At 73.4% G+C, this 25,651-nt stretch carries 21 protein-coding genes, 5 tRNA genes and 1 riboswitch; of the genes, 14 read left to right on the top strand and 12 right to left on the bottom strand.

Annotated features, from left to right (window positions below):
- The first annotated feature begins 85 nt into the window (after positions 1-85).
- The 3 genes from KV381_RS17105 to KV381_RS17095 all read left to right on the top strand — a co-directional run bounded on the left by KV381_RS17105 (position 86) and on the right by KV381_RS17095 (position 2,279).
- The gene (locus tag KV381_RS17105) at positions 86-532 is read left to right on the top strand and encodes a hypothetical protein (RefSeq protein WP_218785572.1); all 447 of its coding nucleotides are present in this window, start codon (positions 86-88) and stop codon (positions 530-532) included.
- A gap of 62 nt (positions 533-594) precedes the next feature.
- Entirely contained in the window at positions 595-1,407 is an 813-nt protein-coding gene (locus tag KV381_RS17100; RefSeq protein ID WP_030633476.1) for a DsbA family protein, read from the top strand.
- Positions 1,404-2,279, top strand: coding sequence for a cytochrome c biogenesis CcdA family protein (locus KV381_RS17095; RefSeq protein WP_218785570.1), 876 nt, complete (start codon positions 1,404-1,406; stop codon positions 2,277-2,279). The genes KV381_RS17100 and KV381_RS17095 overlap by 4 nt, the downstream gene beginning before the upstream one ends.
- Positions 2,280-2,317: 38 nt before the next feature.
- Here the strand turns inward: KV381_RS17095 and KV381_RS17090 are convergent.
- From KV381_RS17090 to KV381_RS17075, 4 genes are all read right to left on the bottom strand, one after another.
- Positions 2,318-2,394: transfer RNA gene (locus KV381_RS17090), tRNA-Phe, on the bottom strand.
- Positions 2,395-2,420: 26 nt separating this feature from the next.
- Positions 2,421-2,495: transfer RNA gene (locus KV381_RS17085), tRNA-Asp, on the bottom strand.
- A 38-nt stretch (positions 2,496-2,533) separates the two neighbouring features.
- Positions 2,534-2,606, bottom strand: a tRNA-Glu gene (locus KV381_RS17080).
- Positions 2,607-2,686: 80 nt separating this feature from the next.
- Positions 2,687-4,342, bottom strand: coding sequence for a metallophosphoesterase (locus KV381_RS17075; RefSeq protein ID WP_218785568.1), 1,656 nt, complete (start codon positions 4,340-4,342; stop codon positions 2,687-2,689).
- Between the two features lie 111 nt (positions 4,343-4,453).
- Here KV381_RS17075 and KV381_RS17070 point away from each other — a divergent pair, with 111 nt between their 5' ends.
- The 4 genes from KV381_RS17070 to KV381_RS17055 all read left to right on the top strand — a co-directional run bounded on the left by KV381_RS17070 (position 4,454) and on the right by KV381_RS17055 (position 8,550).
- Positions 4,454-4,804 carry a metallopeptidase family protein gene (locus KV381_RS17070; RefSeq protein ID WP_030089136.1) on the top strand — a complete coding sequence of 117 codons (351 nt, stop codon included), beginning with the start codon at positions 4,454-4,456 and terminating at the stop codon, positions 4,802-4,804.
- A 359-nt stretch (positions 4,805-5,163) separates the two neighbouring features.
- Positions 5,164-5,736, top strand: coding sequence for a hypothetical protein (locus tag KV381_RS17065; RefSeq protein ID WP_098024319.1), 573 nt, complete (start codon positions 5,164-5,166; stop codon positions 5,734-5,736).
- A 239-nt stretch (positions 5,737-5,975) separates the two neighbouring features.
- On the top strand, positions 5,976-8,267 hold the full coding sequence (locus tag KV381_RS17060) for a DEAD/DEAH box helicase (RefSeq protein ID WP_218785566.1): 2,292 nt from the start codon (positions 5,976-5,978) through the stop codon (positions 8,265-8,267).
- Positions 8,268-8,476: 209 nt separating this feature from the next.
- Positions 8,477-8,550 (top strand) — tRNA-Lys (locus tag KV381_RS17055).
- Between the two features lie 132 nt (positions 8,551-8,682).
- On the opposite strand, the gene KV381_RS17050 is transcribed toward KV381_RS17055, so the two are convergent.
- A complete protein-coding gene (locus KV381_RS17050) occupies positions 8,683-9,258 on the bottom strand; it encodes a rhodanese-like domain-containing protein (RefSeq protein WP_218785564.1) in 576 nt (191 codons plus the stop codon).
- Positions 9,259-9,342: 84 nt separating this feature from the next.
- Here KV381_RS17050 and KV381_RS17045 point away from each other — a divergent pair, with 84 nt between their 5' ends.
- On the top strand, positions 9,343-9,630 hold the full coding sequence (locus KV381_RS17045; protein ID WP_218785562.1) for a metal-sensitive transcriptional regulator: 288 nt from the start codon (positions 9,343-9,345) through the stop codon (positions 9,628-9,630).
- Positions 9,631-9,647: 17 nt separating this feature from the next.
- Here KV381_RS17045 and KV381_RS17040 read toward each other — a convergent pair whose 3' ends face one another.
- Genes KV381_RS17040 through KV381_RS17030 form a run of 3 tightly spaced genes read right to left on the bottom strand, consistent with a single transcriptional unit; the run spans position 9,648 to position 12,074 of the window.
- Positions 9,648-10,391: a sulfite exporter TauE/SafE family protein gene (locus KV381_RS17040; protein WP_098024323.1), complete on the bottom strand. Its 744-nt coding sequence runs from the start codon at positions 10,389-10,391 to the stop codon at positions 9,648-9,650.
- On the bottom strand, positions 10,388-10,672 hold the full coding sequence (locus KV381_RS17035; protein WP_218785560.1) for a rhodanese-like domain-containing protein: 285 nt from the start codon (positions 10,670-10,672) through the stop codon (positions 10,388-10,390). The genes KV381_RS17040 and KV381_RS17035 overlap by 4 nt, the downstream gene beginning before the upstream one ends.
- 43 nt (positions 10,673-10,715) lie before the next feature.
- Positions 10,716-12,074, bottom strand: coding sequence for a rhodanese-like domain-containing protein (locus tag KV381_RS17030; RefSeq protein WP_218785558.1), 1,359 nt, complete (start codon positions 12,072-12,074; stop codon positions 10,716-10,718).
- 277 nt (positions 12,075-12,351) lie between these two features.
- On the opposite strand from KV381_RS17030, the gene KV381_RS17025 reads away from it, so the two are divergent.
- The 5 genes from KV381_RS17025 to KV381_RS17005 all read left to right on the top strand — a co-directional run bounded on the left by KV381_RS17025 (position 12,352) and on the right by KV381_RS17005 (position 17,263).
- Positions 12,352-12,425, top strand: a tRNA-Met gene (locus KV381_RS17025).
- Positions 12,426-12,531: 106 nt separating this feature from the next.
- Positions 12,532-13,278 carry a MerR family transcriptional regulator gene (locus tag KV381_RS17020; RefSeq protein ID WP_030089117.1) on the top strand — a complete coding sequence of 249 codons (747 nt, stop codon included), beginning with the start codon at positions 12,532-12,534 and terminating at the stop codon, positions 13,276-13,278.
- A gap of 142 nt (positions 13,279-13,420) precedes the next feature.
- Entirely contained in the window at positions 13,421-14,644 is a 1,224-nt protein-coding gene (locus KV381_RS17015; protein ID WP_030089115.1) for a PP2C family protein-serine/threonine phosphatase, read from the top strand.
- A 210-nt stretch (positions 14,645-14,854) separates the two neighbouring features.
- Positions 14,855-15,007: riboswitch (cyclic di-AMP (ydaO/yuaA leader) on the top strand.
- Positions 15,008-15,018: 11 nt separating this feature from the next.
- Positions 15,019-16,053, top strand: a complete 1,035-nt coding sequence (locus KV381_RS17010; RefSeq protein WP_030089113.1) for a M23 family metallopeptidase — start codon at positions 15,019-15,021, stop codon at positions 16,051-16,053.
- Positions 16,054-16,315: 262 nt separating this feature from the next.
- Complete coding sequence (locus KV381_RS17005; RefSeq protein WP_030089111.1) at positions 16,316-17,263, top strand: aldo/keto reductase; 948 nt, start codon at positions 16,316-16,318, stop codon at positions 17,261-17,263.
- A gap of 8 nt (positions 17,264-17,271) precedes the next feature.
- On the opposite strand, the gene KV381_RS17000 is transcribed toward KV381_RS17005, so the two are convergent.
- From KV381_RS17000 to KV381_RS16985, 4 genes are all read right to left on the bottom strand, one after another.
- Complete coding sequence (locus tag KV381_RS17000; RefSeq protein ID WP_218785556.1) at positions 17,272-18,711, bottom strand: PrsW family intramembrane metalloprotease; 1,440 nt, start codon at positions 18,709-18,711, stop codon at positions 17,272-17,274.
- Between the two features lie 86 nt (positions 18,712-18,797).
- Positions 18,798-19,697: a tRNA (guanosine(46)-N7)-methyltransferase TrmB gene (gene trmB, locus KV381_RS16995; RefSeq protein ID WP_103537984.1), complete on the bottom strand. Its 900-nt coding sequence runs from the start codon at positions 19,695-19,697 to the stop codon at positions 18,798-18,800.
- On the bottom strand, positions 19,690-20,946 hold the full coding sequence (lhgO, locus tag KV381_RS16990) for an L-2-hydroxyglutarate oxidase (RefSeq protein WP_030089105.1): 1,257 nt from the start codon (positions 20,944-20,946) through the stop codon (positions 19,690-19,692). Before lhgO ends, trmB begins: the two co-directional genes overlap by 8 nt.
- Positions 20,947-21,069: 123 nt before the next feature.
- The gene (locus tag KV381_RS16985) at positions 21,070-22,659 is read right to left on the bottom strand and encodes a hypothetical protein (protein WP_030089103.1); all 1,590 of its coding nucleotides are present in this window, start codon (positions 22,657-22,659) and stop codon (positions 21,070-21,072) included.
- Between the two features lie 854 nt (positions 22,660-23,513).
- Between KV381_RS16985 and KV381_RS16980 the strand changes: the two genes are divergently transcribed.
- Positions 23,514-25,625, top strand: coding sequence for an asparagine synthase-related protein (locus KV381_RS16980; RefSeq protein ID WP_030633502.1), 2,112 nt, complete (start codon positions 23,514-23,516; stop codon positions 25,623-25,625).
- The last annotated feature ends 26 nt before the right edge of the window (positions 25,626-25,651 follow it).

The following is a 25,651-nucleotide window of genomic DNA, read 5'->3' as shown; positions in this document are numbered from 1 at the left end:
TCGCGCGGGCTGCGTCACGCGGCACGTACCATTTCGGGCAGTCGAACGCTCGTCACCGCCGCTCGCGCGAGAAAGGCCCGGTCCCGTGTCCCGTACGCAGTGGTGGAGCCTGACGGCGCTGCTCGCGGTCGTCGTGGGGCTGCTGTGCGGACCGGCGGCGAGCGCGATGTCCTCAAACGCCGCGCCCGGGGCGCTCGGCCCAGCGGCTTCCGCCCCGGCCTCCGCCACCGCCCCGGCCTCCGCCGCCGCGCAGACCCTGGCCGAGGCCCGGACCCGTGCGCAGGCCCCGGTCGCCGAGGCCGCCGACCCGGGCATCCCGGTCCCCGGCTGCGGGAAGCTCCGGGACCACGACGGCGAGCCCGCCGCTCCCTCCCGCTCCCGGGCCGCGTACGACCAGGCGCCGGGCCTCGCCCCGTGGGGGCTGCCCGCCGCGACGGGCGCGCCGCCGGCCGAGCCGCCGCCGGGGATACGGGTCAGGGCCCCGGTCCCCGTCACACCGACCCCGGTCGAGCTCTCCGTGCTGAGGGTGTAGGCGGGCCCCGCCCGCCCCGCACCCGTCCCTCTCTCCTCCCGCACACAGCACGGAGCGCCCGCATGCCCACGCCCAAGAAGTCCGCGCCCAAGAAGTCCACGCACCAGACGTCCACCGCCGCTTCGAAGAAGCCCCTCGTCTACGGCGCGGCGGTCGTCCTCGCCGCCGGTCTCCTCGGCTTCGCCTCGTACAAGGCCACCGCCCCCGACGACACCTCGAAGGACACCACCGCCACCGGCCCCGCCGCCGAGGTCTCCGCCGACCCGAACGAGGGCGTCTACCCGGAGCTGGCGAAGCTCGCCCGCCGGGACGCCGACGACAAGCTGGCCACCGGCCGCGCGGACGCCCCGGTCGTCCTGATCGAGTACGCCGACTTCAAGTGCGGCTACTGCGGAAAGTTCGCCCGGGACACCGAGCCGAAGCTGATCGAGAAGTACGTGAAGGACGGCACGCTGCGCATCGAGTGGCGCAACTTCCCGATCTTCGGCGAGGAGTCCGAGAACGCGGCGCGCGCCGCCTGGGCCGCCGGGCAGCAGGACCGCTTCTGGGAGTTCCACCGCGCCGCCTACGCCGAGGGGGCGAAGGAGAAGGGCTTCGGCAAGGACCGGGTCAAGGCGCTCGCCGCGGAGGCCGGGGTGAAGGACCTGAACCGGTTCATGAAGGACCTCGACGGCGAGCCGGCCCGGGCCGCCGTCGCGAAGGACCAGGAGCAGGGGTACGGGATCGGCGCGACGTCCACCCCGTCGTTCCTGATCAACGGCCGGCCGATCGCGGGCGCCCAGCCGGACGAGACGTTCACGCGGGCCATCGAGGCCGCCGCCGAGCAGGCGAAGACCACGGGGGCCGCGGGCCAGGCCGGGGAGCCCGCCAAGTGACGGCGGACATCGGCTACTTCGCTGCCTTCCTCGGCGGGCTGCTCGCCCTGGTCAGCCCGTGCAGCGCGCTGCTGCTGCCGGCCTTCTTCGCTTACTCCATCGACTCGACCTCCCGGCTGCTGGCCCGCACCGGCATCTTCTACGCCGGGCTCGCCACCACCCTCGTGCCGCTCGGCGCGGCCGGTTCGTACGCCGGGCGGCTGTTCTACGGCCACCGCGACGCGCTCGTCACCGGTGCGGGCTGGCTGATCATCGTGCTCGGCGTCGCGCAGATCGTGGGCCTCGGCTTCGCGTCCCGGCGCATCGCGGCCCTCAGCGGCCGGATCCGTCCGACCACCGCGTTCTCCGTCTACGCGCTGGGCGCGGTCTACGGCCTGGCCGGATTCTGCGCGGGCCCGATCCTGGGCAGCGTCCTGACCGTCGCGGCGGTCAGCGGCAGCCCGGTCTACGGCGGACTGCTGCTGGCGGTGTACGCGCTCGGCATGGCCGTACCGCTGTTCCTCCTCGCCCTGCTCTGGGAACGCTTCGACCTCGGCCGCCGGGCGTGGCTGCGCGGCCGGGCCGTCCGGGTCGGCCGGTTCGAGCTGCACACCACATCGCTGCTGTCGGGGCTGTTCTTCATCGGCCTCGGCGCGCTGTTCCTCGTGTACGACGGGACGACCGCGCTGCCCGGGCTGCTGGGGGTCGACGACTCGTTCGCGGTCGAGCAGTGGGCGCAGAAGTTCGGCGAGCGGGTGTCGGACGGGGTGGCGCTGGTCGCGGTGGTCCTCGTGGTGCTGCTGGTCCTGGGCGTACGGGCCTGGCGTCGGCGCGGCGCCGACGTACCGCGGGAGGAGCGGCGGGAGCAGCAGGAGGAGACCGAGAAGGTGTGACACGGCGAAGGCCCCGTCCGGTGGACGGGGCCTTCGAGTGGTGGCTGGGGCCGGGATCGAACCGGCGACCTATCGCTTTTCAGGCGATCGCTCGTACCAACTGAGCTACCCAGCCACGCAGCTCACCGAGGTGATCTGCAGCGGTCCTGACGGGATTTGAACCCGCGGCCTCCACCTTGACAGGGTGGCGAGCACTCCAAACTGCTCCACAGGACCAAGCAATGTGCGAAACAAGTCTCGCACACGGTGAAACGTGCCCCCAACGGGATTCGAACCCGTGCTACCGCCTTGAAAGGGCGGCGTCCTGGGCCACTAGACGATGAGGGCTATTGGCCCGCCGGTTCGCTTTGCAGCGCGTCGGGGACGTGAGAAGCATATGGGATGGGTGGAGCTATCGCCAAAACGGTTTACGGCGAGGGCGTCGGGCGCGCCGGAGAGCGGGTCGGGGAGGGCGAGGTGGCAGGTGGGGAGCCTGGCGAGGAGGTCGGGGACGGGGTGGGTGAGGTGGGGGAGCCCGGCTTCAGGTTCTCCTCCGGGAGGTGGCGGCCGACCTCGGCGGTCGTCAGCCCGAGACCGCCCAGCGTGATCTCGTCCCAGGCCTGGAGCCGGCGGGTGGAGCGGTCCATGTAGAGCACCGAGGCGTGCACCTTCTCCGGCTTCTCGTTCTGCACGGCGCGCAGCCCGCCGCCGCCCGTGGAGCCCTCGACCTTCAGCCGGGTGCCGAGCTTCAGCTGTTCGTTGATCCGGCGGTGGAGGTGGCCGGCCAGCACCAGCGGGACCGTGCCGTCGGTCTCCCGGGCGGTGTTCGGGTCATGGGCGACGGCGATGTCGGCGGGGGTGCCGGCCTGCTCCTGGTCGCGCAGCGCGGAGGCCAGGCGCGCGCCCTCCAGCCGGGCGGCCGCCTTGCCGCCGACGGGGGCGGTCCGGTCCGGGGTGAAGGAGACGTCGCCGGTGCCCGCGATCCGCAGCCCGCCGACGTTCACCGCCCTGCCGTCGTCGAGGACGTGGACGTTCTTGAATTTCTCCAGGTAGGCCTGGGTGACGGCGGAGTCGTGGTTGCCGCGCACCCACACATAGGGCGCGCCGAGGTCGCGGATCGGGTCGAGGAAGCCGTTCTCCGCGGCGGAGCCGTGGTCCATCGTGTCGCCGGAGTCGACGATCACATCGATCTCGTACTGCTCGACGAGCGAGGCGATGATGTGCCAGGCGGCCGGGTTGAGGTGGATGTCGGAGACGTGCAGGACCCGGATGGTGCCGGGGTCGGGCTGGTAGACGGGGAGCGTGGAGGTCGCGTCGTACAGCTTGGTGACGTTGGTGACCAGGCGGGCCAGTTCCTGCTGGTAGATGTCGAACTCGGTGACGATCGAGCGGGCGTCGCCGACCAGGGACGGGGCGCTGGAGAGCAGCCCGGAGAACTTCGGCTCCAGGACGGACTTCGGGTTCCAGGTGGCGTAGGCGCTGACGCCGGACGCGGCCAGCAGGGTGAGGGCGAGCCCGCCGGCGGCCAGGGCGCGGCGGGGGCGGCGGTAGACGACGAGGCCGAGCGCGGTCGCGCCGGAGACGACGGCGACGCAGGAGCGTACGGCCAGCTCCCGGGTGCCGGCGGCCACGTCCCGGGTGACCTCGTCCTGGAGGTGGGAGAACCGTTCCGGCCGGTCGACCAGGGCCTGGGAGCGCTCGGGGTCGAGGCGGTCCACGTCCACGTCCAGCCGGAGCGGCGCGGTGTGCGAGTCCAGCTCCAGGGCCCCGAGCGGAGACACGTTGATCTTGCTGCCGCCGGTGAGGGAGGGGCGCAGGGTCATGTTGGTGTCCATGGGGCCGACCGGCGTACGGATGGAGCCCACGGCGAGCAGTCCCAGCCAGGCCCCCAGCACGACCACGGCGAGCATGCCGAGGGCGCGGAGGTACGGGCGGCGGGCGGGGCTCGTCAGGTCGCCGGGGGCCGCGGCGCCGGTGCGCGTGCGGGAGCCGGCCGGGGCGCCGGTGCGGGGCTTCGGGCGGACGAGCTGGCTGAGGCGGTGCCGGATGCGGGCGGCTGCGGCACGGAACGGGACGCGGACCATTGGGCCCGTATGCCCCGGTACGGCCTCCGCCATGCCGGGCGGCGGAGGCGGTCATGAGTCCGGGCGGGCCGCCATCTGCCCGCACCCGGCCCCGTACGTGACAATGGCGGGGTGCTGGAGATGACGCGGGAACAGTTCGAGGAGCTGGTGAGCCAGGCTCTGGACCGGATTCCGCCGGAGCTGACGCGGCTGATGGACAACGTGGCGGTGTTCGTCGAGGACGAACCCGACCCGGGCGACCCCGACCTGCTCGGGCTCTACGAGGGCACCCCGCTCACCGATCGCGGTGAGTGGTACGCCGGGGTGCTGCCGGACCGGATCACCATCTACCGGGGGCCGACGCTGCGGATGTGCGCGTCGCACGAGGACGTCGTCGCGGAGACCGAGATCACCGTGGTCCACGAGATCGCCCACCACTTCGGCATCGACGACGAGCGGCTGCACGCCCTGGGCTACGGGTGAGCTTCTGCCGTCGCGTCAGGAGGCTCTGAACGCCGAGGAGGCGTGGACGGCGACGGTGGTGGCCGTGCGCGGGGCGGTGGGGCGGCGGCCGGATCGGGACACGGTGTTCTCGGGGGCGGAACCGGCGGGTGGAACCGGCGGGCGGGACCGAGGGGCGGCAGGGCGACGGGGCGCTTCGGCGGGCGTCGCGCGGGCGCGTGGTGTTTCGGGCGTGTCTCCGGCGGGGTCGGGGGAGTTGGGCACGGTACGACGACGCCGTGCCGCTCGCTTGTGTTCCCCGCGGCCCCGACGCCGCGCTCCCCGCTCAGCTCCGCCGCCCTGCCCCCGCTCGCCGCTCCCTCGCCCCGGAGGTGCCCCTCGTGCGCCAGTTGTCCGCCCCTGTCCGCTGGGCCGCCGTCACCGCCCTGACGATCGCCGCGTCCACCGGCTGCATGAGCGTCGGCGAGGACGGCGCCGGAGGGCCCGGTCCCTCCCGCTCCGCCGGTCCGAAGGGCTCCGCCGCCGATCCGGCCGGGGACACGGTTCCCGGCTCCGGGCAGGCCGGGGGGCGCGGCGGGGGCGCCCACCCGCACTCGGACCGGGGCGCCCCCGGGAGCAGCCCGAGCCCGGACGCCTCCGGTGCCGCGCCGTCGGTCACCCCCAAGGGCTCGCGCCCCGAGCCCGGTGCTCCGGTGCCCACCCGGGGCGGCCCGCAGCCCTCGCCGACCCCCTCGACGCCGGGGCCGGGGGAGCCGCCACCTACCACCCCGGAGCCGCCGGTCCCGCCGACGCCCGATCCGGACCCGGAGCCCGAGCCGGAGCCCACCGATCCGCCGGAGCCGCCCCCCTCGGCCTCGCCCGCCGCGCAGCTGCGGGCCCATGCGATGAGCGGACCGGAGGGCGCCGGGCCGTTGCGGACCCCGGAGGCATCGCCGCAGGTGGGGCCGGTGTAGCCGGGGTCACAGTGAGGGTGGTTTGCGCAAGGTGGGTGAGAGTGCGTATGGTGGTAGATCGTTTGATCCCATTGCCCGGCGCCGACACAGAAGAGCGCCGTGTGGCGCGTACTCTCCCTTGCCGTGGCTGGACCGCATTGAGGCGGTCGAAATTGCGAATCACGGAGTTATGGGCGCGTGCCGAGACTCCGGAAGGTTTCGCATTTCGCATGTCAATTTCCAGTTCTGACCACACCGTCATGCCCGAGAACGTCGACAACGCCGCGCTCGCCGAGCTCGTCGAGTCCGCCGTGACCGAGGCCCCCGCCGGCGCCCCGGCCGCCGAGAAGACCGTCGTCGAGAAGACTGTCGTCGAGGAGCCCGCCGTCGCCGAGAAGTCCGTCGCGGACTTCATCACCGACGCGGACCCGCAGGCCGAGGCCCCCGAGACCGCTGACGCCCCCGAGGCCGAGGCGTCCGAGACCCCCGCCGAGCCGACCGTCACCTTCGGCGACCTGGGCCTGCCCGAGGGCATCGTCCGCAAGCTCGCGCAGAACGGTGTGACCACGCCCTTCCCGATCCAGGCGGCGACCATCCCGGACGCCCTGGCCGGCAAGGACATCCTCGGCCGCGGCCGTACGGGCTCCGGCAAGACGCTCTCCTTCGGTCTGCCGACCCTGGCCGCCCTGTCCGGTGGCCGCACCGAGAAGAAGAAGCCCCGCGCCGTCATCCTCACCCCGACCCGTGAGCTCGCGATGCAGGTCGCGGACGCGCTCCAGCCGTACGGCGATGTGCTCGGCCTCAAGATGAAGGTCGTCTGCGGCGGTACGTCGATGGGCAACCAGATCTACGCGCTGGAGCGCGGTGTCGACGTCCTCGTCGCCACCCCGGGCCGGCTGCGCGACATCATCAACCGTGGCGCCTGCTCCCTGGAGGACGTCCAGGTCGCCGTCCTCGACGAGGCCGACCAGATGTCGGACCTGGGCTTCCTGCCCGAGGTCACCGAGCTGCTCGACCAGGTCCCGGCCGGCGGTCAGCGGATGCTCTTCTCCGCCACCATGGAGAACGAGATCGGCACGCTGGTCAAGCGGTACCTCTCCAACCCGGTGACGCACGAGGTCGACAGCGCCCAGGGCAACGTCACGACCATGTCGCACCACGTCCTCGTCGTGAAGCCGAAGGACAAGGCGCCGGTCACGGCCGCCATCGCCGCCCGCAAGGGCCGCACCATCATCTTCGTCCGCACCCAGCTGGGCGCGGACCGCATCGCCGAGCAGCTCATCGAGTCGGGCGTGAAGGCCGACGCGCTGCACGGCGGCATGACCCAGGGCGCCCGTACGCGGGTCCTGGAGGACTTCAAGAAGGGGTACGTCAACGCGCTCGTCGCGACCGACGTCGCCGCCCGCGGTATCCACGTCGACGGCATCGACCTGGTCCTGAACGTGGACCCGGCCGGTGACCACAAGGACTACCTGCACCGCTCGGGCCGTACCGCCCGCGCCGGCAAGTCCGGTGTCGTCGTCTCGCTGGCCCTCCCGCACCAGCGCCGCCAGATCTTCCGCCTGATGGAGGACGCGGGCGTCGACGCCTCGCGCCACATCGTCCAGGGCGCGGGCGTCTTCGAGCCGGAGGTCGCCGAGATCACCGGCGCCCGTTCGCTCACCGAGGTCCAGGCCGACTCCGCGAACAACGCCGCCAAGCAGGCCGAGCGCGAGGCCGCCGACCTGACGAAGCAGCTGGAGCGCGTCCAGCGCCGCGCCGTCGAGCTGCGCGAGGAGGCCGACCGCCTGGTCGCCCGCGCCGCACGCGAGCGGGGCGACGACCCCGAGGCCGCGGTGGCCGAGGTCGCCGCCGAGGCGGAGGCCGCCCTGGTGGCCGCCATCTCCGTCCCGGAGCAGCCGGTCGCCCGCGACGAGCAGCGCCGCGACGAGCGGGGCAACTACGAGCGCCGCGACAACCGCGGTGGCGACCGTGGCGGTTACCGCGGCAACGACCGCCGTGACGACCGCTCCTCCGGTGGCTTCCGTTCCGGCGGCGACCGCCGTGACGACCGTGGCGGCCGTCCGTTCGAGCGTCGTGACAACGACCGTCCGTCGTTCCGCGACCGCCGTGACGACCGTCCGTCGGGCGGCTTCCGTTCCGGTGGCGACCGTCGTGACGACCGTGGTGGCCGTTCCTTCGAGCGTCGTGACAACGACCGCCCGTCCTTCAACCGCGACCGTCGCGACGACCGTCCCTCCGGCGGCTTCCGCTCCGGTGGCGACCGTCGTGACGACCGTGGCGGCCGTTCCTTCGAGCGTCGTGACAACGACCGCCCGTCCTTCAACCGCGACCGCCGCGACGACCGCCCCTCCGGCGGCTTCCGCTCCGGTGGCAGCGACCGCCCGTTCAACCGTGACCGTCGCGACGACCGCCCCTCCGGCGGCTTCCGCTCCGGCGGCGGCGACCGCCCGACCGGCCGTCGTGACGACCACCGCGGCGCCAACACCGGCACCAACACCGGCTCCTTCGGCCGCCGCGACGACAAGCCGCGCTGGAAGCGCAACGGCTGACCCCCGCCCGGCCGACACCCGGCCGAGCAGGTCCGCCTGACAGACCGGCAGGGCCCGTACGCCACCGAACCGACTCGGTGACGTACGGGCCCTGTTGCTGTTCTCCGGGCATCCGCAGGCCCGCTCTCCGGAAGCCGCGACGGGCCCGACACCGATACCGGATCGGCTGCCGGGACCGGGCGGGCTATGCTCGTGGGGTGATCAGTCGAGGGCCGTTAGCTCAATTGGTCAGAGCAGCGGACTTTTAATCCGTTGGTTGTGGGTTCGAGTCCCACACGGCCTACCGGCAGCAGGACAGGGGCAACCCTCTGGCCTGCGGTGGAGCGCCCCGATCGGTTTCGGCCGGTCGGGGCGCTCCGTCGTTCGGGGGCGCGTGGGTGAGCGCTGGTTCTCCGGGGTGCGCTCCTCCGTCCGCTCAGCGGTCGCGGAGTTCGGCCAGGGTGGTGTCGAGGTCTGCGGCGGGCGGCCGGTTGTGGGGGAGCTTGGCGAGCACGGCTGCCATGCCGCAGGTGTTGGTGAGGGCGGAGAAGACCAGTCCCGCGGCGATGCCGGCCGCGAGGAGCTGGAACGCCGGGTGGACGAGGATGCCCAGGAGGAGGCCGGTCAGGACGACGGATCCCGCGGTGAAGCGGACCTGGCGTTCCATGCCCCAGGCCGCGCGGGCGGCGCCCTGGGGGCGGTGCAGGTCGTGGCCGTCGGCCGCCCAGGCGCCGGTGCCCCCGGAAAGGGTGGCGGCGGCGATGTGGTGCTCGGCGAGCATGCGGCAGGCGTTCTCGGACCGTGCGCCGGAAGCGCAGACGACCAAAATGTCCCCGCGCTCGGCGGCGTGGCGGATGTCGGGCAGGGCTCGCCGGATCTGGTCGAGGGGGATGTTGAGGGCGCCGGGCAGGTGCCCGCTTGCGTACTCGCCGGGGGTGCGGACGTCGATCACGGTGAGTTCGTGCAGTCGGGTGCGGGCTTCGCCGGCTCCGAGGGTGGTGAGCTGGGTCATGGCCGGTGTCATCCTTTGCTGTCGGCGGGGTCCCGCTCACGCGGGAGTATATTTACCCCAGGGGGTATGTGGTGAGGAGTGGTGATGGAGCTTGATCTGGCGGGTGCGGAGCTGAAGGCGGTGCTGAACCGGCTTCGCCGGGCGCAGGGGCAGATCTCCGGAGTGATCCGGATGATCGAGGAGGGGCGGGACTGCGAGGAGGTCGTGACGCAGTTGGCGGCGGCTTCCCGGGCGCTGGACCGGGCCGGATTCGCGATCATCGCGACCGGGTTGCAGCAGTGCCTGACCGAGATGGAGGACGGCAGCCGCACCGGCGAGGACCGGGACGTGATGCGCGGTCGGCTGGAGAAGTTGTTCCTGTCGCTGGCCTGAGCCGACGGGCGGCCCGCTCAGACGACCACGTCGATGAGCATGACGGCCGCCACCGCCAGCAACACGAACGCGAAGACGCGCTGGAGGGTCCGTCCGGTGATCCTCGACGCGAGCCGCTTGCCGTCCCAGGCTCCGAGGATCGCGGCCCCGGCGAACGGGGCGATCACCTCCCAGCGCAGCTCACCGCCCGTCCCGGTCCGTGAGGTGAGCGCGGCCAGGGAGTTGACGGTGATGACCAGAAGACTGGTGCCCACCGCCTTCTTCATCCGCAGGCCGAGGACTCCCACCAGGGCCGGGACCGCGAGGAACCCGCCTCCCACACCGAGGAGTCCGGTCACGGCACCGAGTCCGGAGCCGGCGGCGGCCGCCTTGGCGGGACGTACCCGCTCGGGTGTCCCGGCGGCGGCCGGGCGGAGCATCCGCAGGGCGGCCAGGGACGCGACGACGGCGAAGGCCCCGGTGAGCACAGCCGCCGGGAGGCGTCCGGCGGCGGCTCCGGCGAGGAAGGCCGGCCCGATGCCCGCGAGGGCGAACAGGCCACCGGTCCTCCAGGCGACGTCGCCGTCGCCGGCGTGGGCGTACAGGGCGGTGGCGGAGGTCGCGGTGACGATGATCAGGGCGGCCGTGGACGCCGACGCCGGTGAGAAGCCGAGCAGATAGATCAGGGCGGGAACCGCGAGCACGCTGCCACCGCCGCCCAGGGCGCCGAGGGCCAGACCGATGACGGCCCCGGCGATCAGAGCGAGGACGAGGGTGCTCACGCTATCGAGCCGCTGTTCCCGCGTTCGTCGACGACCGGATACCCGGCGGCGGGCCACGCGTTCATGCCGCCCTCCACGTCCACCGCGTCCGCCCCTCGTTCGGCCAGGAGCTTCGCGGCCAGCCCGGTCAACGGGGCGTGCAGGGCGTCCGGGGCGTGTCCGGCCCTCCACTCGGGCTTCTCCCGCACATCCAGCAGGACGGACTCGGGCCGCTCGCCGCCGGTACGACCGCGTGCTTCGTGCACGGACAGGCGCGGTGCCTTGCGGTTGAAGAGGAACATCGTCGCTCTCGCCTTTCTCTTCCGTGTTGCGTTCGGGGCCGGTTCAGCCGGTGACGACGGTCAGCCCGGCCTCGGCGGCGGCGTCGAAGCGGTCGTCGACGGCCACGACCTGCCGTCCGGCCGCATCCAGCAAGGAGGCGGCGATGCCCGCGCGCATGCCGCCCGCGCAGTGCACCCAGACCGTGCCGTCCGGCACCTCGCCGAGCCTGCGGTGCACTTCGTGGACCGGGATGTGCACCGAGCCCTCGATCCAGCCCTCCGCCCTCTCGGAGTCCCGGCGTACGTCCAACACCACGGCCTCTTCCGTGCCTTCGGCCGCGAGCCGCGCGAACGTGGCTCGCGGGAACGAAGCCGGACGCTCGCCGTCGCGCAGCCACGCCTCGGGGCCTCCGGTCGCGGCGGCGGCCGGCCGGTCGATACCGACTCGGACCAATTCCCGCTGAGCTGATGCCAGTTGCTCGGGGCTCCCGGCGAGCAGGGTGACGGGCTTGCCCCACGGGATCATCCAGGCGAGGTAGGTGGCGAGCTTGCCGTCCGCCTCGAAGTTGAACGAACCCGCCACATGGCCTTCGGCGAAGGCGACGCGGTTGCGGAGATCGACCACCCACTCCCCGGCCGCGAGCCGTGCGGCGAGTTCCCGCGGATCGGCGATGGCGGGAGGGGTCAGGTCGACCGGGGCGGGGCCGGTCGCGTTTGCGGGGCCCATGTGCGCGTAGTAGGCGGGCACGTCCTCCAGCCCGGCGAGCAGCTCGGCGACGAAAGTGTCCACGTCCACGGTCAGTGCCGAGTTCGCGGCCTTCTCCTTGCCGATCGTCGTCGCGTCCCCGCCCGCCTGCGCGGACGAGCAGAAGCTGCCGAACCCGTGAGTGGGCAGCACGGCCGTGTCGTCGGGCAGGGCGTCGGCGAGCCGGTGCGCCGAGGCGTGCTGGGCGCGGGCCAGCTGCTCGGTCAGCCGCGGCTCGACGAGATCGGGCCGGCCGACCGTACCGATGAGCAGCGAGCCTCCCGTGAACGCGGCCACGGGGCGGCCCGCCTCCTCCAGTACGTACGCGGTGTGATGCGGCGTGTGTCCGGGCGTCGAGACCGCTGTGAGCGTCAGGTCTGCGTCGACGTCGACCGTGTCGCCGTCGAGGACCGGGGTCCGGGCGAACGACACGTTCGCCCCCGCCGGCACCAGATAGACGGCGCCCGTGATCCGGGCGAGCTCCAGCCCGCCGGTGACGTAGTCGTTGTGCAGGTGGGTCTCGACCACGTGGGAGACGCGTACCCCGCGCCGCGCGGCCGCGGCCAGCACCTGATCGATGTCTCGCGGTGGGTCCACCGCCACCGCCGACGACACGCCTCCTGCCAGGTAGCTGCGGTTGCCCAGCCCTTCCAGCTCGATCACGTCAACGAAGAACACAGTGATGCTCCTTCCGCGAAAATTACCCCCCGGGGTATATGGCCGACTCTAGCACTATTACCCCCGGGGGTATATTTGGAGTGGTCGCCGGCCCGGCTCCGTCCGGACCGCGCGGCATCACTCACCCCGCCCGGCCAGGCCTTTCCATCCGTTGGTTCTTGCGGTGGAACGCCTGGGTGGGGCTGCCTCGGCAGCGGTGGATGCGACCGGCGTCACGTGGCTCCACGGAAAAGTGGTCGGAGCGGCCGCTCCGATGACGTAGAGTTGGGTTCACCGACGCGGGGTGGAGCAGCTCGGTAGCTCGCTGGGCTCATAACCCAGAGGTCGCAGGTTCAAATCCTGTCCCCGCTACTGAAGGCCCGGGCCCGGCACGTACAGCGTGCCGGGCCCGAGTCGTTTCCGGGGCCGGCCGAAGACGCTTGACCTTGACGCAGCGTAAAGATCTAGCGTTTCCGGCATGGAGTGGTCCATTCAGGAAATCGCCCGCCGGGCCGGCACCACGAGCCGCACGCTCCGGCACTACGGGGACCTCGGTCTCCTCGCGCCGAGCCGGATCGGGAGCAACGGCTACCGCTACTACGACCAGGACGCCCTCGTCCGGCTGCAGCGCATCCTGCTGCTGCGGGAGCTCGGGCTCTCCCTGCCCGCCATCAAGGACGTGCTGGAGGGGCAGCGGGACACGGCCGTGGCGCTGCGGGCGCATCTGCTCCTGCTCGAACAGGAGCAGGAGCGCATCGGGCGGCAGATCGCCTCGGTGCGGACCACTCTCCACAAGACCCAGGAGGGGACGGCACTCATGGCCGATGAAGTGTTCGACGGCTTCGACCACACCGCCCACGAGCAGGAGGTGACCGAGCGCTGGGGCCGGGACGCGTACGAGGAGGGCGACCGCTGGTGGCGTTCGCTCGGGGACGCGGAGAAGAAGGCGTTCCAGGACGAGCACGAGGCCATCGCCCGCGACTGGGGGCGGGCCAGGGAAGCCGGGCTCGCCGCCGACGGGGCCGAGGCGCAGGACATCGCCCGGCGGCACTGCGCCTGGCTGTCCTCGGCCAAGGAACCCAGCCGTGCGTACGTGATCGGGCTCGGTGAGATGTATGTCGCCGATCCGCGCTTCGGAAAGAACTACGATCGCCACGGGGACGGCACCGCCGCCTTCGTACGGGACGCGCTGACGGTCTACGCGGAACACCGGCTCTCCGACTGACCCCGGAAGCGCCGGGCCTCCGTTCGCTTCCCCCTATTCGGCCGATGCGGAGTCGCCGCTCGGCGCGGCTCCGGGAAGCCTGGACGGGGCGCGGTACCGTCCGCAGCCGTGGGTGGACCGGGCAGGGAGTGCACAGGTGGGGATGGCCGAGAGACGGCGCAGCGGCACGGCGGGGAGCATCGACGCCGTGGGCCGTGCGGTGTTCGGCGCCCCGGGAGGCGATGTGACACCGGGCGGCCGGGGGTCCCGGCGGTTCGTCCGGATGCTGCCCGCCCTGCTGATCATCGGCGGGCTGATCTTCGACTCGCTGGCCCCGCCCAACTTCACCGCCGTCCCGCTGTTCGTCGCGGCCCCGCTGATCGCCGCGCCGTTCTTCTCGCGGTCCAGGACCGTCCGCACGGGCATCGCCGCGGTCGTCTCCGTCATCGCGATGCGGCTCTCCGACGGGACGTCCACCCAGGTCGTTCCGGTCATTGAGATGATCACCGTGCTCACCGCCGCGGCGCTGGCCCTCGTCATCAACGGCGTCGTGCGGCGCGGCAACGAGCAGCTTGCCTCGGCCCGGGTGATCGCGGAGACCGCCATGCGGGCCGTGCTGCCGACGCCGGCCGAGCGGATCGGCGGGCTCCAGGTGGCCGCGCGGTACGAGGCGGCGCAGGCGGACGAGTTCGTCGGCGGCGACCTGTTCGCCGTCGCGGACACCCCGTACGGCGTACGCCTGGTGGTCGGCGACGTACGCGGCAAGGGGCTCGGCGCCGTCGAGGCGGTGGCGGTGATCATCGGGTCGTTCCGGGAGGCCGCCGAGCAGGAGCGCTCGCTGGAAGGTGTGGCGCAGCGGCTGGAGCGGGCGCTGGCCCGGGAGGGGACGCGGCGGTACGGGCTGGACGCCATGGAGGGGTTCATCACCGCCGTACTGGCCGAGATCCCGCCCGGTTCGGCCTCGCTGCGCCTCGTCAACCGCGGCCATCCGGAGCCGATCCTGCTGCACGCGGACGGCACCTTGGAGGTGCTGGCGCCCTCGATGCCCGCGCTGCCGCTGGGGATGGACCTGGGGGTGTGGCCGGACCGGGCCGACGAGTGGGAGATGCCCGCCGGGGCGACGCTCCTCGCGTTCACGGACGGCCTGTCGGAGGCCCGGGACGCGAACGGGGTCTTCTACGATCCGGCGGCCCGGCTGCGCGGCCGGATCTTCCCGGGCCCCGAGGAGCTGCTGTCGGCGCTGACCGACGACGTACGGCTGCACACCGGAGGGCGGACCACGGACGACATGGCGCTGCTCGCGGTCGGCCGGCCGGCGGAGGGGCAGCCCGCGCGCCGGACGACGGTGAAGATCGTGGGCCGGGGCGAAGACACGGTGCGTAGTTGAAGGGCACCGCTCCGCATAACATTTGACACACCGTCAGAAAAAGCAGTGCGGCTGAGTCGCAGTCAAGTCGCCCGATTCCGCCCGCTTGCGACCCGTACATCCCCGCTGTGTCCCTTAATGATCAACAGGAACAGCTTGGAATCGGGCCCGGGTGTCTATTAACGTTCGATAACGCAGCGCGGTCGTCCCAGCCGTCGTCAGAGACGGCACCGCGCGCGAGCGCCGAATTCCGCAAGGGAACCGGGGAACCACCTACATGGGGTGAATCGGACGCCTGCGTCTCGTGAGAGACGGAGGGGCCCGTAGGAGACCTTCCTGCTCCGAACCCGTCAGCTAACCCGGTAGGCGAGAAGGAAGGAAAGGAGTGCGCCCACGTGGCGTCCAACAAGCCTGCCCCTGAGGCCCCGTCACCCTTCAGTGCCGACACCTTCGGTGACGCGGAGCGGTCCTGGGAGGAGTGGAATCCCACCGAGGAGTCCATCCGGCCCGTGCGCGGCAGGCACCGCGTAGCCAAGCAGCGTGGTCTGGCCCGTAGCTCCACCGTCCTCGGGGTCGGCGTCATAGCGGCCGTCGGTGCGGGTGGCATGGCCACCGCGCAGGACAAGGCCCCGGTCTCCATCTCTCTTCCCGATTCCATCGCGGACAACCTCCCCGACGCCAAGTCCCTTCCCGGCGTCGGGTCCTTCATGTCGGACGCCGCCGAGCCCGCGCCGGTCGCCGCCGCCGCGCCGCTCACCACCGCCGGCCTCACCACCGCCGAGGCCGAGGAGGGCGCCACCGACGCGGGCGAGGCCCTGCGCGCCCGGATCCTCCAGCAGGCCGAGCAGCAGCAGGCCAGCGCCGACGCCGAGGCCAAGGCCGCCGCCGAGAAGGCCGCTGCCGAGAAGGCGGCGCAGGAGGCCAAGAAGCAGCAGGACCAGGCCGAGGCCGAGGCAGCCGCGAAGAAGAAGGCCGAGGAGGAAGCGGCCGCGAAGAAGAAGGAGGCCGAGCGTCTCGCGAAGCTCGCCGCCAGCTTCTCCCTGCCCACCTCCTCGTACACGATCACCTCGACCTACGGTCAGTCCGGCGCCCTGTGGTCCTCGGGCCAGCACACCGGCCTGGACTTCGCCGGGTCGGCCGGCACGCCGATCAAGGCCGTGCACGGCGGCACGATCACGTCGGCCGGCTGGGCCGGTTCGTACGGCTACCGCACGGTGCTCCAGCTCGATGACGGCACGGAGGTCTGGTACGCGCACCAGTCCTCGATCGACGTCTCGGTCGGCCAGAAGGTCACCACCGGCGAGACCATCGGCCGCATGGGCGCCACCGGCAATGTGACCGGTGTCCACCTCCACATGGAGGTCCGCACGGCGGGCGGTTCGGCGATGGACCCGATGGCCTGGCTGAACAGCAAGGGCCTCTCGGTCTGAGCCCCCGGCCTCGCACGCCTTCCTGTGCGGGGCCCGGGCCGCGGTTCCCGGGCCGTTCGGTCCGATTCCTCGGCCCTCCGGCTGACGACGCACGTCCTTCGCCTTCGCCCCACCCCGAAACCCCGGCAGCCCTGACGCACACCCCCCCGACGTCAGGGCTGCCGGTCTGTCCGGGGACGGCCGGCCCACTCGGCCCGGACGGCCTGACCGGGTTCGCGCGGCGATGGAATACCACCCCCGCCCCGGCCCGTTGAACCCTCACATGACTTCTGCGCGCACCCCTCTCGGCACCTCCGACCTCCAGGTCTTCCCCCTCGCCCTCGGCGGCAACGTCTTCGGCTGGACGGCGGACGAGGAGCAGTCCTTCGCGGTCCTGGACGCGTACGTCGCGGCCGGCGGCAACTTCATCGACACCGCCGACGCCTACTCCTCCTGGGTCGAGGGCAACCGGGGCGGCGAGTCGGAGACCGTCATCGGCAGGTGGCTCGCCTCCCGGGGCAACCGCTCCGACGTCGTCGTCGCCACCAAGGCCGGCGCCCATCCCGATTTCCGCGGCCTGTCCGCCGGCACCCTCAAGGGCGCGGCCGAGGCCTCGCTGCGCCGGCTCGGCACCGACCACATCGACCTCTACTACACGCACTTCGACGACGAGACCGTCCCGGTCGAGGAGATCATCACCGCCCTCGACCAGCTGGTGAAGGACGGCAAGGTGCGCCACATCGCCGCCTCCAACATCAGCCCCGAGCGGCTGCGGGCCTCCCTCGACTTCTCCGAGCGCGAGGGCCTCGCCCGGTACGTCGCGCTCCAGCCGCACTACAACCTGGTCTCCCGCGACACCTACGAGGGCGAGCTCCAGGACACCGCGGCCGCCGCGGGCCTCGCCGCCGTCCCGTACTACGCGCTCGCCTCCGGCTTCCTCACCGGCAAGTACCGCCCCGGTACGACCGTGGAGAGCGCCCGGTCCGCGAAGGCGGGCGGCCACCTGGAGTCGGCGCAGGGCCGCAGGGTGCTGGCCGCCCTCGACCAGGTCGCCGGGGAACGGAACGCCGAGATCGCGACGGTCGCACTCGCCTGGCTCGCCGCACAGCCGACCGTCGCCGCCCCGATCGCCTCCGCCCGTACGGTCGAACAGCTCCCCGCCCTCGTCGCGGTCGCCGACCTGGAGCTGACGGACCGGGAGATCGCGCTGCTCACGGAGGCGTCGGCCTGACGGAACCCCTACTGCGGCGGCCGGCGGTGGCTGTGCGGTGGGCCGCTGTACGGCTGCTGCGGGACCGGGCCGCCGTAGCCGTATCCATGCCCGTTTCCGTACCCGTACCCGTTTCCGTACGGCGGCGGCCGGTGGTGGGCCGGCGGGCGGTGGGACGTGAGGCGGGCCGCGTGGGTGAGGGCCGGGGCGGCGATGTCGCGGCGTTGCCAGAGGTGGTGCAGCAGCTCCCGCTCGCGGGCGCCGAAGTCCGGGCCCACCGCGCCGTGGCGGGCCCGGCGGCGCAGGCCGGCCAGGGAGGTCGCGAACGACTCGTACTCCGCGACCGCGCGGGCCGCCGCCCGGCCCCGGGTCCGGTCCTGCTGCCAGTGGCGGGCCAGGTCGCGGGCCATGCCCCGGGCCCGCATGGAGGAGAGCGCCGTCGGTTCGGCGGGAGTGAGCCAGCCGGCCGCCGCGTACGCGGGCAGCTCGGCCGCCAGGGTGCGCAGCTCGCGCTGGCGTGACCAGATCGCCAGCCAGGTCACCAGGCCGAACGCCGGGACCATGACGATGCCGTACACCGCGTAGAAGCCGTACGGGCCGAAGGCCGACGAGCCGTTCCACAGGGCGTGCAGCCCCATCGCCAGCAGCAGGCCCAGCACCGGCAGGGCGATCCGGCGACCCCGGTGGCGGCGGGCGCTGACGGCCGCGAAGCCGAAGCCGAGGCCGGTGAGGACCGTGAACAGGGGGTGCGCGAACGGCGACATCACGATCCGTACGAAGAACGTCCCCGCCGTCACCGAGGCGAACCCGGAGCTGCCCAGCTGCTGGTCCTCGCCGAAGGCGTTGCCCAGATAGAGGATGTTCTCGGTGAACGCGAAGCCCGTCGCGGTGAACCCGGCGACGACGATCCCGTCCACCACCCCGCCGAACTCCCGTCTGCGGAACAGGAAGATCAGCAGCACGGCCGCCGCCTTCGCGCTCTCCTCGACGACCGGGGCGATCACCGTCGCCCCCAGGGTGTCGGCGCCCGCCGGGTCGGCCGTCGCGGTGGCTATCCAGCGCGTCGCGAAGGAGTTGGCGATGATCGCGACCAGCGCGGCGGCGCACGCGCCCCAGGCGAAGGAGAAGATCAGATTCCGCCAGGGGCCCGGCTCGACCCGGTCCAGCCAGCGGAAGGCGGCCATCAGGAGCGGCACCGGCAGCACCGCCAGGCCGAGACCGACGAGGAACCCCTCCGGCCCGGTCTGTTCGCGGACGAGGGCCAGGATCACCAGCCCGCACAGCACGAGCGCCACGATCACGGCACCGGCGCGGAACACCTTGCTGCGCCACACCATGCCGACCCGGCGCGGCCGGTAACGCCACTGGCCACGCTCCGGCGCGGCGCCCAGGACCTCATCGAGCCGCTGCTCGTGGAGGACCGGGACGGCGGGCCGCGCCTGCTGATACCGCACGGAAGGGTCGGACACCTCTCGACCCTAACGAGGAGCACCGACACCCGGCGACGGCGCATCCGGCCAGGACATGGCCGTACGCCGTCGCGCACCGCCCTGGGTCAGACGCGGGCGAACAGCAGGTCGTGGACGACGTGGCCCTTGTCCAGGCCCTGCCCCTCGAAGCGGGTGAGCGGCCGGAACGCGGGACGCGGGGCGTAGCCGCCGTCGGCCGCGGTGTTCGCGAAGCGGGGGTGCGCGGTGAGCACCTCCAGCATCTGCTCGGCGTACGGCTCCCAGTCGGTCGCGCAGTGGACGATCGCGCCGGGCTTCAGGACCGGGGCCACCAGGTCCAGGAACTCGGGCTGGATGAGGCGCCGCTTGTGGTGCCGGGCCTTGGGCCACGGGTCGGGGAAGTAGACCCGCAGGCCGTCCAGCGACTCGGGGGCCAGCATCTCGCGGAGCAGGATGATCGCGTCGCCGTTCGCCACCCGTACGTTGGTCGAGCCCGCCCGGTCCGCGAGGCCCAGCAGATTGCCCTGGCCGGGGGTGTGGACGTCGACCGCGAGGATGCCGGTGCCCGGGTCGTCGGCGGCCATCTGCGCGGTGGCCTCGCCCATGCCGAAGCCGATCTCCAGGACCACGGGCAGCCCGTCGAACAGCTCGGTCAGGTCCAGGACCCGCTTGCCGTCGATGTCCAGGCCCCACTTCGGCCACAGCCGCTCCAGGGACTCCTGCTGGCCGGTGGTGACCCGGCTGCGGCGCGGCTGGAAGCTGCGGATCCGGCGCTCGTGGTGCGAGCCGGCCGGGTCGGCGGCGGGGCCGCCGGGGAAACGGGGCTCCATACGCAGTCGGCGGGCGCGCTCGAAGGAGGCGGCCCGCAGCGCGGCGGCTTCGTCGGCCGTGGAGCCGGTGGCCCCGGCTTCGTCGGTCACGGCGTCGGCGGCCGTGGAGCCGGTCGCGGACGTCCCGGCGTCGTCGGGGGCCTCGGCGGGCGTGGGGTTCAGGGGCTGCTCAGACACAATGACCGGATTCTACGGCGGGCGGCCTCCACCCCGTCTCCCGAGCCCGGCGCAGCGCGAGCCGCGCCACCTCCCGTCCGATGGGCAGGCACGCCGTCGCGGCGGGCGACGGGGCATTGAGCACATGCACGGTGTGCGGGGCCTCGCGGATCAGGAAGTCGTCGACCAGCGTGCCGTCCTTCAGCACCGCCTGGGCCCGGACCCCGGCGGGCGACGGGCGCAGGTCCTCCTCGGTGACGGCGGGCAGCAGTCGCTGGACGGCCCGGGTGAACGCGGACCGGGACAGCGAGCGGTGCACCTCGCCCGCTCCGTACCGCCAGTGGCGGCGGGCGATCTGCCAGGTGCCCGGCCAGCTCAGCGTGGACAGCAGTTCGGCGGGGCGGACCTGCGGCCAGGTGTAGCCCTCGCGGGCCAGGGCGGGCACCGCGTTCGGACCGACGTGGACGGAGCCGTCGAAGCCCCGGGTGAGGTGGACGCCGAGGAAGGGGAACGCCGGATCCGGCACCGGGTAGACCAGACCGCGCACCAGCTCGGGGCGGGCCAGCGCGTAGTACTCGCCCCGGAACGGCACGATCCGCACTCCCGGGTCGTCCCCGGCGAGGCGGGCCACCCGGTCGCAGTGCAGCCCGGCGCAGTTGACCAGCACCCGGGCCCGGACGACCAGGCCGTCCGCGGTGCGCACCGCGACGCCCCAGGGGCGCCGGTCTATCGCGGTGACCTCCGCGCCGTACCGCACGATGCCGCCCGCCGCGGTGACCTCGGTCGCGAAGCGGGTGGCCACGGCGGTGAAGTCGCAGACGCCCGTCGTGCCGACCCGGATCGCCGCCAGACCCCGGACCTCCGGTTCGTACTCCGCGATCTGGGCCGGGCCCAGCTCCCGCACGGGCAGTCCGTGCTCACGGCCGCGCTGCACCAGGCCGTGCAGCCGGGGCAGCTCGGAGCGCTCGGTGGCGACGATCAGCTTGCCGGTGGTGGCGTGCGCGATGGAGTGCTCCGCGCAGAAGTCCGCCAGCTCGGCGGAGCCGCGCAGCGCGTACCGGGCCTTGAGGGAGCCGGGGCGGTAGTAGATGCCGCTGTGGATCACGCCGCTGTTGCGGCCGGTCTGGTGGCGGGCGGGGCCGCGCTCCTTCTCCAGGACCGTGACCCGGGTGCCCGGAGCCGCCCGGGTGAGCGCATACGCGGTCGACAGACCGACGATCCCGCCGCCGATCACCAGCACATCGCAGTCGTACGCCGCGTGCGTCATCATCACGCCACCTCCCACCCCGATAGTGCACTGACCCACTGACAACCGGCTCAAACCCGAGATGGGCAGGGCGTGGCGCACATTCCGCCCGGCACCGGCCCGGTGGGCGGAGTGTGCGTCCGGGTCTCAGGCCTGGGTGACCAGCAGCGGGCGGGCCCGCTCCCGCAGCTCGGCGACGCGGGGCTCGTCCCCGTACGGCTCCAGGCGGTGCAGCAGATCGCGCACGTACTCCGTGGTGCGGGCCGAGGAGATCCGGCCCGCGACCTCCACCGCGCGGGTGCCCGCCGCGCAGGCCGCGTCCAGATTGCCCGACTCCAGCTCGGCGACGGCGGAGACGACGAGCCGCAGTCCGTGGCTGCGGACGAACTCCTCGGTCGGCCGGGACAGCGCCTGCTCGGTGAAGCGCCGCACCTGGCGGGGGGCCTTCAGGTCCCGGTAGCACTCGGCGGCGTCGGCGGCGAACCGGTCGTAGCCGTAGAAACCGAGCCAGGGCGGGTCGGAGTCGCCCGCACGGGACCGCTCCAGCCAGCTCTCGGCGCCCTTGAGCGCGGCCCCCGCGGCCGGTGCGTCGCCCGCCTTCGCATGGGCGCGGGCCTCCACCAGCCGGAAGAAGCTCATGGTGCGGGCGGTGGCGAGGCCGCGGTTGCGCTCGACGGCGGCCTGGGCGAGGTCGACGCCTTCGTCGGCGAAGCCGCGGTAGGTCGCCTGGAGGGACATCGAGGCGAGGACATAGCCGCCGAGCGGTACGTCGGCGGCGGCGCGGGCCAGGCGCAGGGCCTGGATGTAGTAGCGCTGAGCGGCTTCCTGCTGGCCGGTGTCGAAGGCCATCCAGCCGGCCAGCCGGGTCAGCTCGGCGGACGCGCCGAACAGGGCCCGGCCGACCTCGTCGGTGTACGAGCCGAGGAGCAGAGGCGCGGCGTCGACGCGTAAGCACTCGGGAACCATGGAGGAACGCCAGTCGCCGCCGCCGTACTTGGAGTCCCACCGCCGGGCGTCCTGGGCCGCCTCGCGCAGCTTCGACACATCGCTGTGGCCGACCCGCAGCGGCGAGGCGTCCGCCGCGGTCTCCGGGCCCGGCTGTACGGGAACGGAGCCGGCCGCGCCGGGTGCGCCGCCGGGAGTGTGGAGGATCTGTGCGCCCCGGGCGTCCGGTGCGCCCTGGGCGCCGCGGGCCGCCGGACCGGACGGCCCGTCGGGGGCGCCGCCGCGTGCTCCGAGGATCGCCGCCTGCGCCGCCGTCGGGTCCCGGGCCACCGACGGATCGGCGGGGGTTATCAGCCAGCGGGAGGCGGGTGTCGCGTACGCGCTCACCGAGAACGATCCCGCCAGGGACTGCCAGATCCCGCCGCCGCCCCGCCGCCCGGCCAGATCCAGCCGGTACAGCTCGGTCGCCGACCGGACCGCCTCGCCCACGTCCCGGGGGAAGGCGAGGCCGACCTCCGGGGCCGGGTCCGCGTCGGCGAGGCCGATCTCGTGCAGCGGGACCGGCCGGCCGAGCTTGGCCCCGATCGCCGCCGCGATGAGATGCGGCGCCGCGCCCTGCGGCACCATCCCCTTGGCGACCCACCGGGCCACCGAGGTCTTGTCGTAGCGAAGTGTCAGACCGCGCTGTGCTCCGAGGTCGTTGACCCGCCGGGCGAGCCCGGCGTTACTGATTCCCGCGAGGGCGAGAACCGTGCCGAGCTTCTCGTTCGGCCCGCGTTGCTCCCTGGACATGCGCCACCCCTCGACACACAGACAGCCGCCGCGTCACCGAGGACGGCGCGCGGCATTCGTACCGATGCCTCCCCAGGTTCGAACCCTCGTACTCCGCCTGCACACGCATGTGGCCGAGCCCCGAGGAATATGCCCCCCTGTCGAGAACACCAGTAAACACAGCGTAGTTCTCCCTATCCCTACCGTTAAGGGGCAGACGTCCGGATGGCGGGATTGTTGTCCGTGCGGGCGGTCCGGGCCGTCCGGGCGCGGGTGCGCGGGCCGGGGTGCGGCGTGCTCCCGGCGTGTGGCCGTGCGCCCGGCCGTGCGCTCTGGCCCGGCCGTCGCCGTGACGCTTGGCTGGGTACCGCGTGGGTCGGCCCGCTGCACTGGACTCAGTGGGCTGGGGGAAACCGCCGCTCCATTCCCCGCGGGCGGCGGACCGGTCCGGGAGGTGAGGCCCACCTCCCGGACTGTGCGTGGAGGGGTCGCCAGGGGGGCGCGGCACGGTATGCGCGCGTGGTGGCGCTTCGAGAGAATGGCCGAATAGCGACGGTCCGGTGAGGGTCTGGCCAACGGTCCGACTATGGCCGGATATCGCCGCTGTTTCCGGGCGGCGCCGGCCCTTCCCCTTCCACGGGGACGGGCCGGGGCGGCGCGGAGACCGGACGGCCCGACCTCCGCAACTCCCGGAACCCGCACTTCCGTTGCTGTCGTCCCGGTGAAGGTCGCGTCGGGCCTTTGCCAGGGGCGCATGCTCTTCCGGCGTGCGCCGCCCGTACACCCTCTCCTGCGGCATTGTCGTGGCAGCATGTCCCGCAGCGGCGTTCTCGCTCATCTCGTGCGCCGTTTGTCCACAGCCTGTGGAGGCGGCGATGCGTTGGTTGGTGGGATGGAGCAGTATCGCCGCGAGCTTCGGCACCGTCGGCGCCGTCGGAAACGGCGGAGAGGGGCGCACGGTTCACCCCGTGGGCTCCCAACTCCTGTGGGGCGACCCGGATCCGTTGTGGGCGGTCGGCGACTGGCGCCCCGACGAGATCCGCGTCATCGGCGTCGCGACTCCCGAAGGGGCGCCCACCGCACGCCTCGCGGTCCTCGGCTGCTGCGGCGCCACCGACGAGCAGCTGCGCGTCGGACTCCTCGCCGCGCGCGGCGGCGCGATGCGCCATCTCACCGCCTGGCCCGGCAGTTACACCGCCGTCGTGCAGATCGGCCGCCGCATCACCGTCGCGGGCGACCTGGCCGGCGCCCGGCCGGTCTTCCACACCCCCTGGGCCAACGGCACCGCCTACGCCACCGCCGCCCTGCCGCTCGCCGACCTCATCGAGGCCCAGCTCGACATCGGGCACCTCGCCGCCCTGCTCGCCTGCCCGGAGACGCCCGAGGCGCTCGGCGACGGCACGCCCTACGTCGGCGTGAAGCGCGTCCCGCCGGGCCACGCGCTGATCCTGCGGGAGGGCTCGCGGGAGATCACCGGGTACGAAGCCGTCGCCTCGCTCGCCGTCGCCGCACCCCAGGCCGACCCGGTGCACGCCGTGGAGGGCGTACGGGACGCGCTCGTCGAAGCCGTACGCGCCCGGCTCACGGCCCCGCGCCACGCGCCGGAGAACCTGCCGCAGGACCCTGGGCCCGTCCCCGGCATGGGCCCCGCCGACCGGCGCGCCGCCCGGGGCGGACCGGTGGCGGGCATCGGCGCCGACCTCTCCGGAGGCAGCGCGTCGGCCACCCTCGCCCTGCTCGCCTCCGGGCTGCCCGGACTGCCCGGCACCCTCCTCGGCCACGGCACCGGCGCCGGCGAGCGGCTGCTCGCCGTCACCTTCAACGACCTCACCACCCGCGGCAACGAGGACGAGATGGAGCGGGCCCGCGCCATCGCCGCCAACCCGCGCCTGCACCATGTGGTCGTCGCGGCGGGCGAAGAGGCCCTGCCGTACTCCGGGCTGGAGACCGTCACCCTGACCGACGAACCGGCCCCCTCGCTCGTCCTGGCCGACCGCCACCGCCGCCGGCTCTCCGCGGGCAGCGCCGACCACCTCGTCGGATCCGGGGCCCGGCAGGTCCTGGACGCGCACCCGGCCCGCCTCGCCGACCTCCTGATGGACCGGCGCAGACGCCACCTCCTGCGCCCCGTCGCCGCCCTCACCAAGGCCGAAGGCCCCACCGCGCACTCGCTGTTCGTCCCGCTGACGGTCTACCGCGCCGCCCGCCGGCTGGCCCGTACGTCCTACCGCACCGGCCTGGAGTCCGCCGCCGGGCTCCTCCCCGACGCCAACCGTCACGCCCCCGACCTCGCCACCCCCGCCGACGCCTCGCTCGCCGCCCTCGCCTGGTCGCGCCCGGGGCCCGCGGCGCGCTGGCTGACGGGGGAGGCGCTGGCCGAAGTATCGGTTCGTCTCCAGGAGGCGGCGATCCGACCCACCTCCGTACAGCGCCCGGGGGAGGCCCGGGCCCGCGCCGCGCTCGCCCGGGGGGCCGCCGACCACCGGATCCTGGAGCAGGCCGCGGAGATCCGCAGCCAGCGCCTGCACGCCCCGTTCCTCGACAACCAGGTGGTCAGGGCGGCCCGCGCGCTGCCCGAGTCGCTGCGCGTCCAGCCCGGCGCACGGGCCGCGATCCTGCGCCGGGTGCTCGGCGGGGCGGGCATCCACGATCTGCCGCCCGGCTGGGGTGCGCCCTCCCAGGCCACCTCCACCGCCGTCACCCGGACCGGCCTGCGCACCGCGCTGCCCGACCTGATGGCGCTGTTCGACGCCCCGCTGCTGGCCGACGCGGGACTGGTCGAGGCCCGGGTGGTCCGCAAGGCCCTGCGCGCCGCCTCCGAGGGCGAACCGCTGCCGCTGGACGGTCTGGCGGACCTGGCCTCCACCGAACTGTGGCTGCGCCGCCTGGTGACCCGCCGCGGCACCTGCTGGACGGGCACCGCCGCCCCGCGCCAGCGCGCGGTCGCGGGCGGTGTGATCCCCGCCCGGCGCACGCTCCAGCCCTGACCGGAAGAGACCGGAAGAGACCGGGC

Source organism: Streptomyces sp. WY228 (assembly GCF_019287315.1).
GTDB lineage: Bacteria > Actinomycetota > Actinomycetes > Streptomycetales > Streptomycetaceae > Streptomyces > Streptomyces caviscabies.
Note: the sequence above shows the minus strand (reverse complement) of the source record. Positions and strands in the feature narration are given on the sequence as shown.

Bases quoted from the DNA above. Each gene is read 5' to 3' on its own strand.
- KV381_RS16985 (WP_030089103.1), bottom strand. From the start codon at position 22,659: ATGTCCAGGGAGCAACGCGGGCCGAACGAGAAGCTCGGCACGGTTCTC.
- KV381_RS17075 (WP_218785568.1), bottom strand. From the start codon at position 4,342: ATGGTCCGCGTCCCGTTCCGTGCCGCAGCCGCCCGCATCCGGCACCGC.
- KV381_RS17035 (WP_218785560.1), bottom strand. From the start codon at position 10,672: ATGTTCCTCTTCAACCGCAAGGCACCGCGCCTGTCCGTGCACGAAGCA.
- lhgO (WP_030089105.1), bottom strand. From the start codon at position 20,946: ATGATGACGCACGCGGCGTACGACTGCGATGTGCTGGTGATCGGCGGC.
- KV381_RS17015 (WP_030089115.1), top strand. From the start codon at position 13,421: ATGGCCGAGAGACGGCGCAGCGGCACGGCGGGGAGCATCGACGCCGTG.
- KV381_RS17045 (WP_218785562.1), top strand. From the start codon at position 9,343: ATGGAGCTTGATCTGGCGGGTGCGGAGCTGAAGGCGGTGCTGAACCGG.
- KV381_RS17060 (WP_218785566.1), top strand. From the start codon at position 5,976: ATGCCCGAGAACGTCGACAACGCCGCGCTCGCCGAGCTCGTCGAGTCC.
- KV381_RS17050 (WP_218785564.1), bottom strand. From the start codon at position 9,258: ATGACCCAGCTCACCACCCTCGGAGCCGGCGAAGCCCGCACCCGACTG.
- KV381_RS16980 (WP_030633502.1), top strand. From the start codon at position 23,514: ATGCGTTGGTTGGTGGGATGGAGCAGTATCGCCGCGAGCTTCGGCACC.
- KV381_RS17005 (WP_030089111.1), top strand. From the start codon at position 16,316: ATGACTTCTGCGCGCACCCCTCTCGGCACCTCCGACCTCCAGGTCTTC.
- KV381_RS17020 (WP_030089117.1), top strand. From the start codon at position 12,532: ATGGAGTGGTCCATTCAGGAAATCGCCCGCCGGGCCGGCACCACGAGC.
- KV381_RS17100 (WP_030633476.1), top strand. From the start codon at position 595: ATGCCCACGCCCAAGAAGTCCGCGCCCAAGAAGTCCACGCACCAGACG.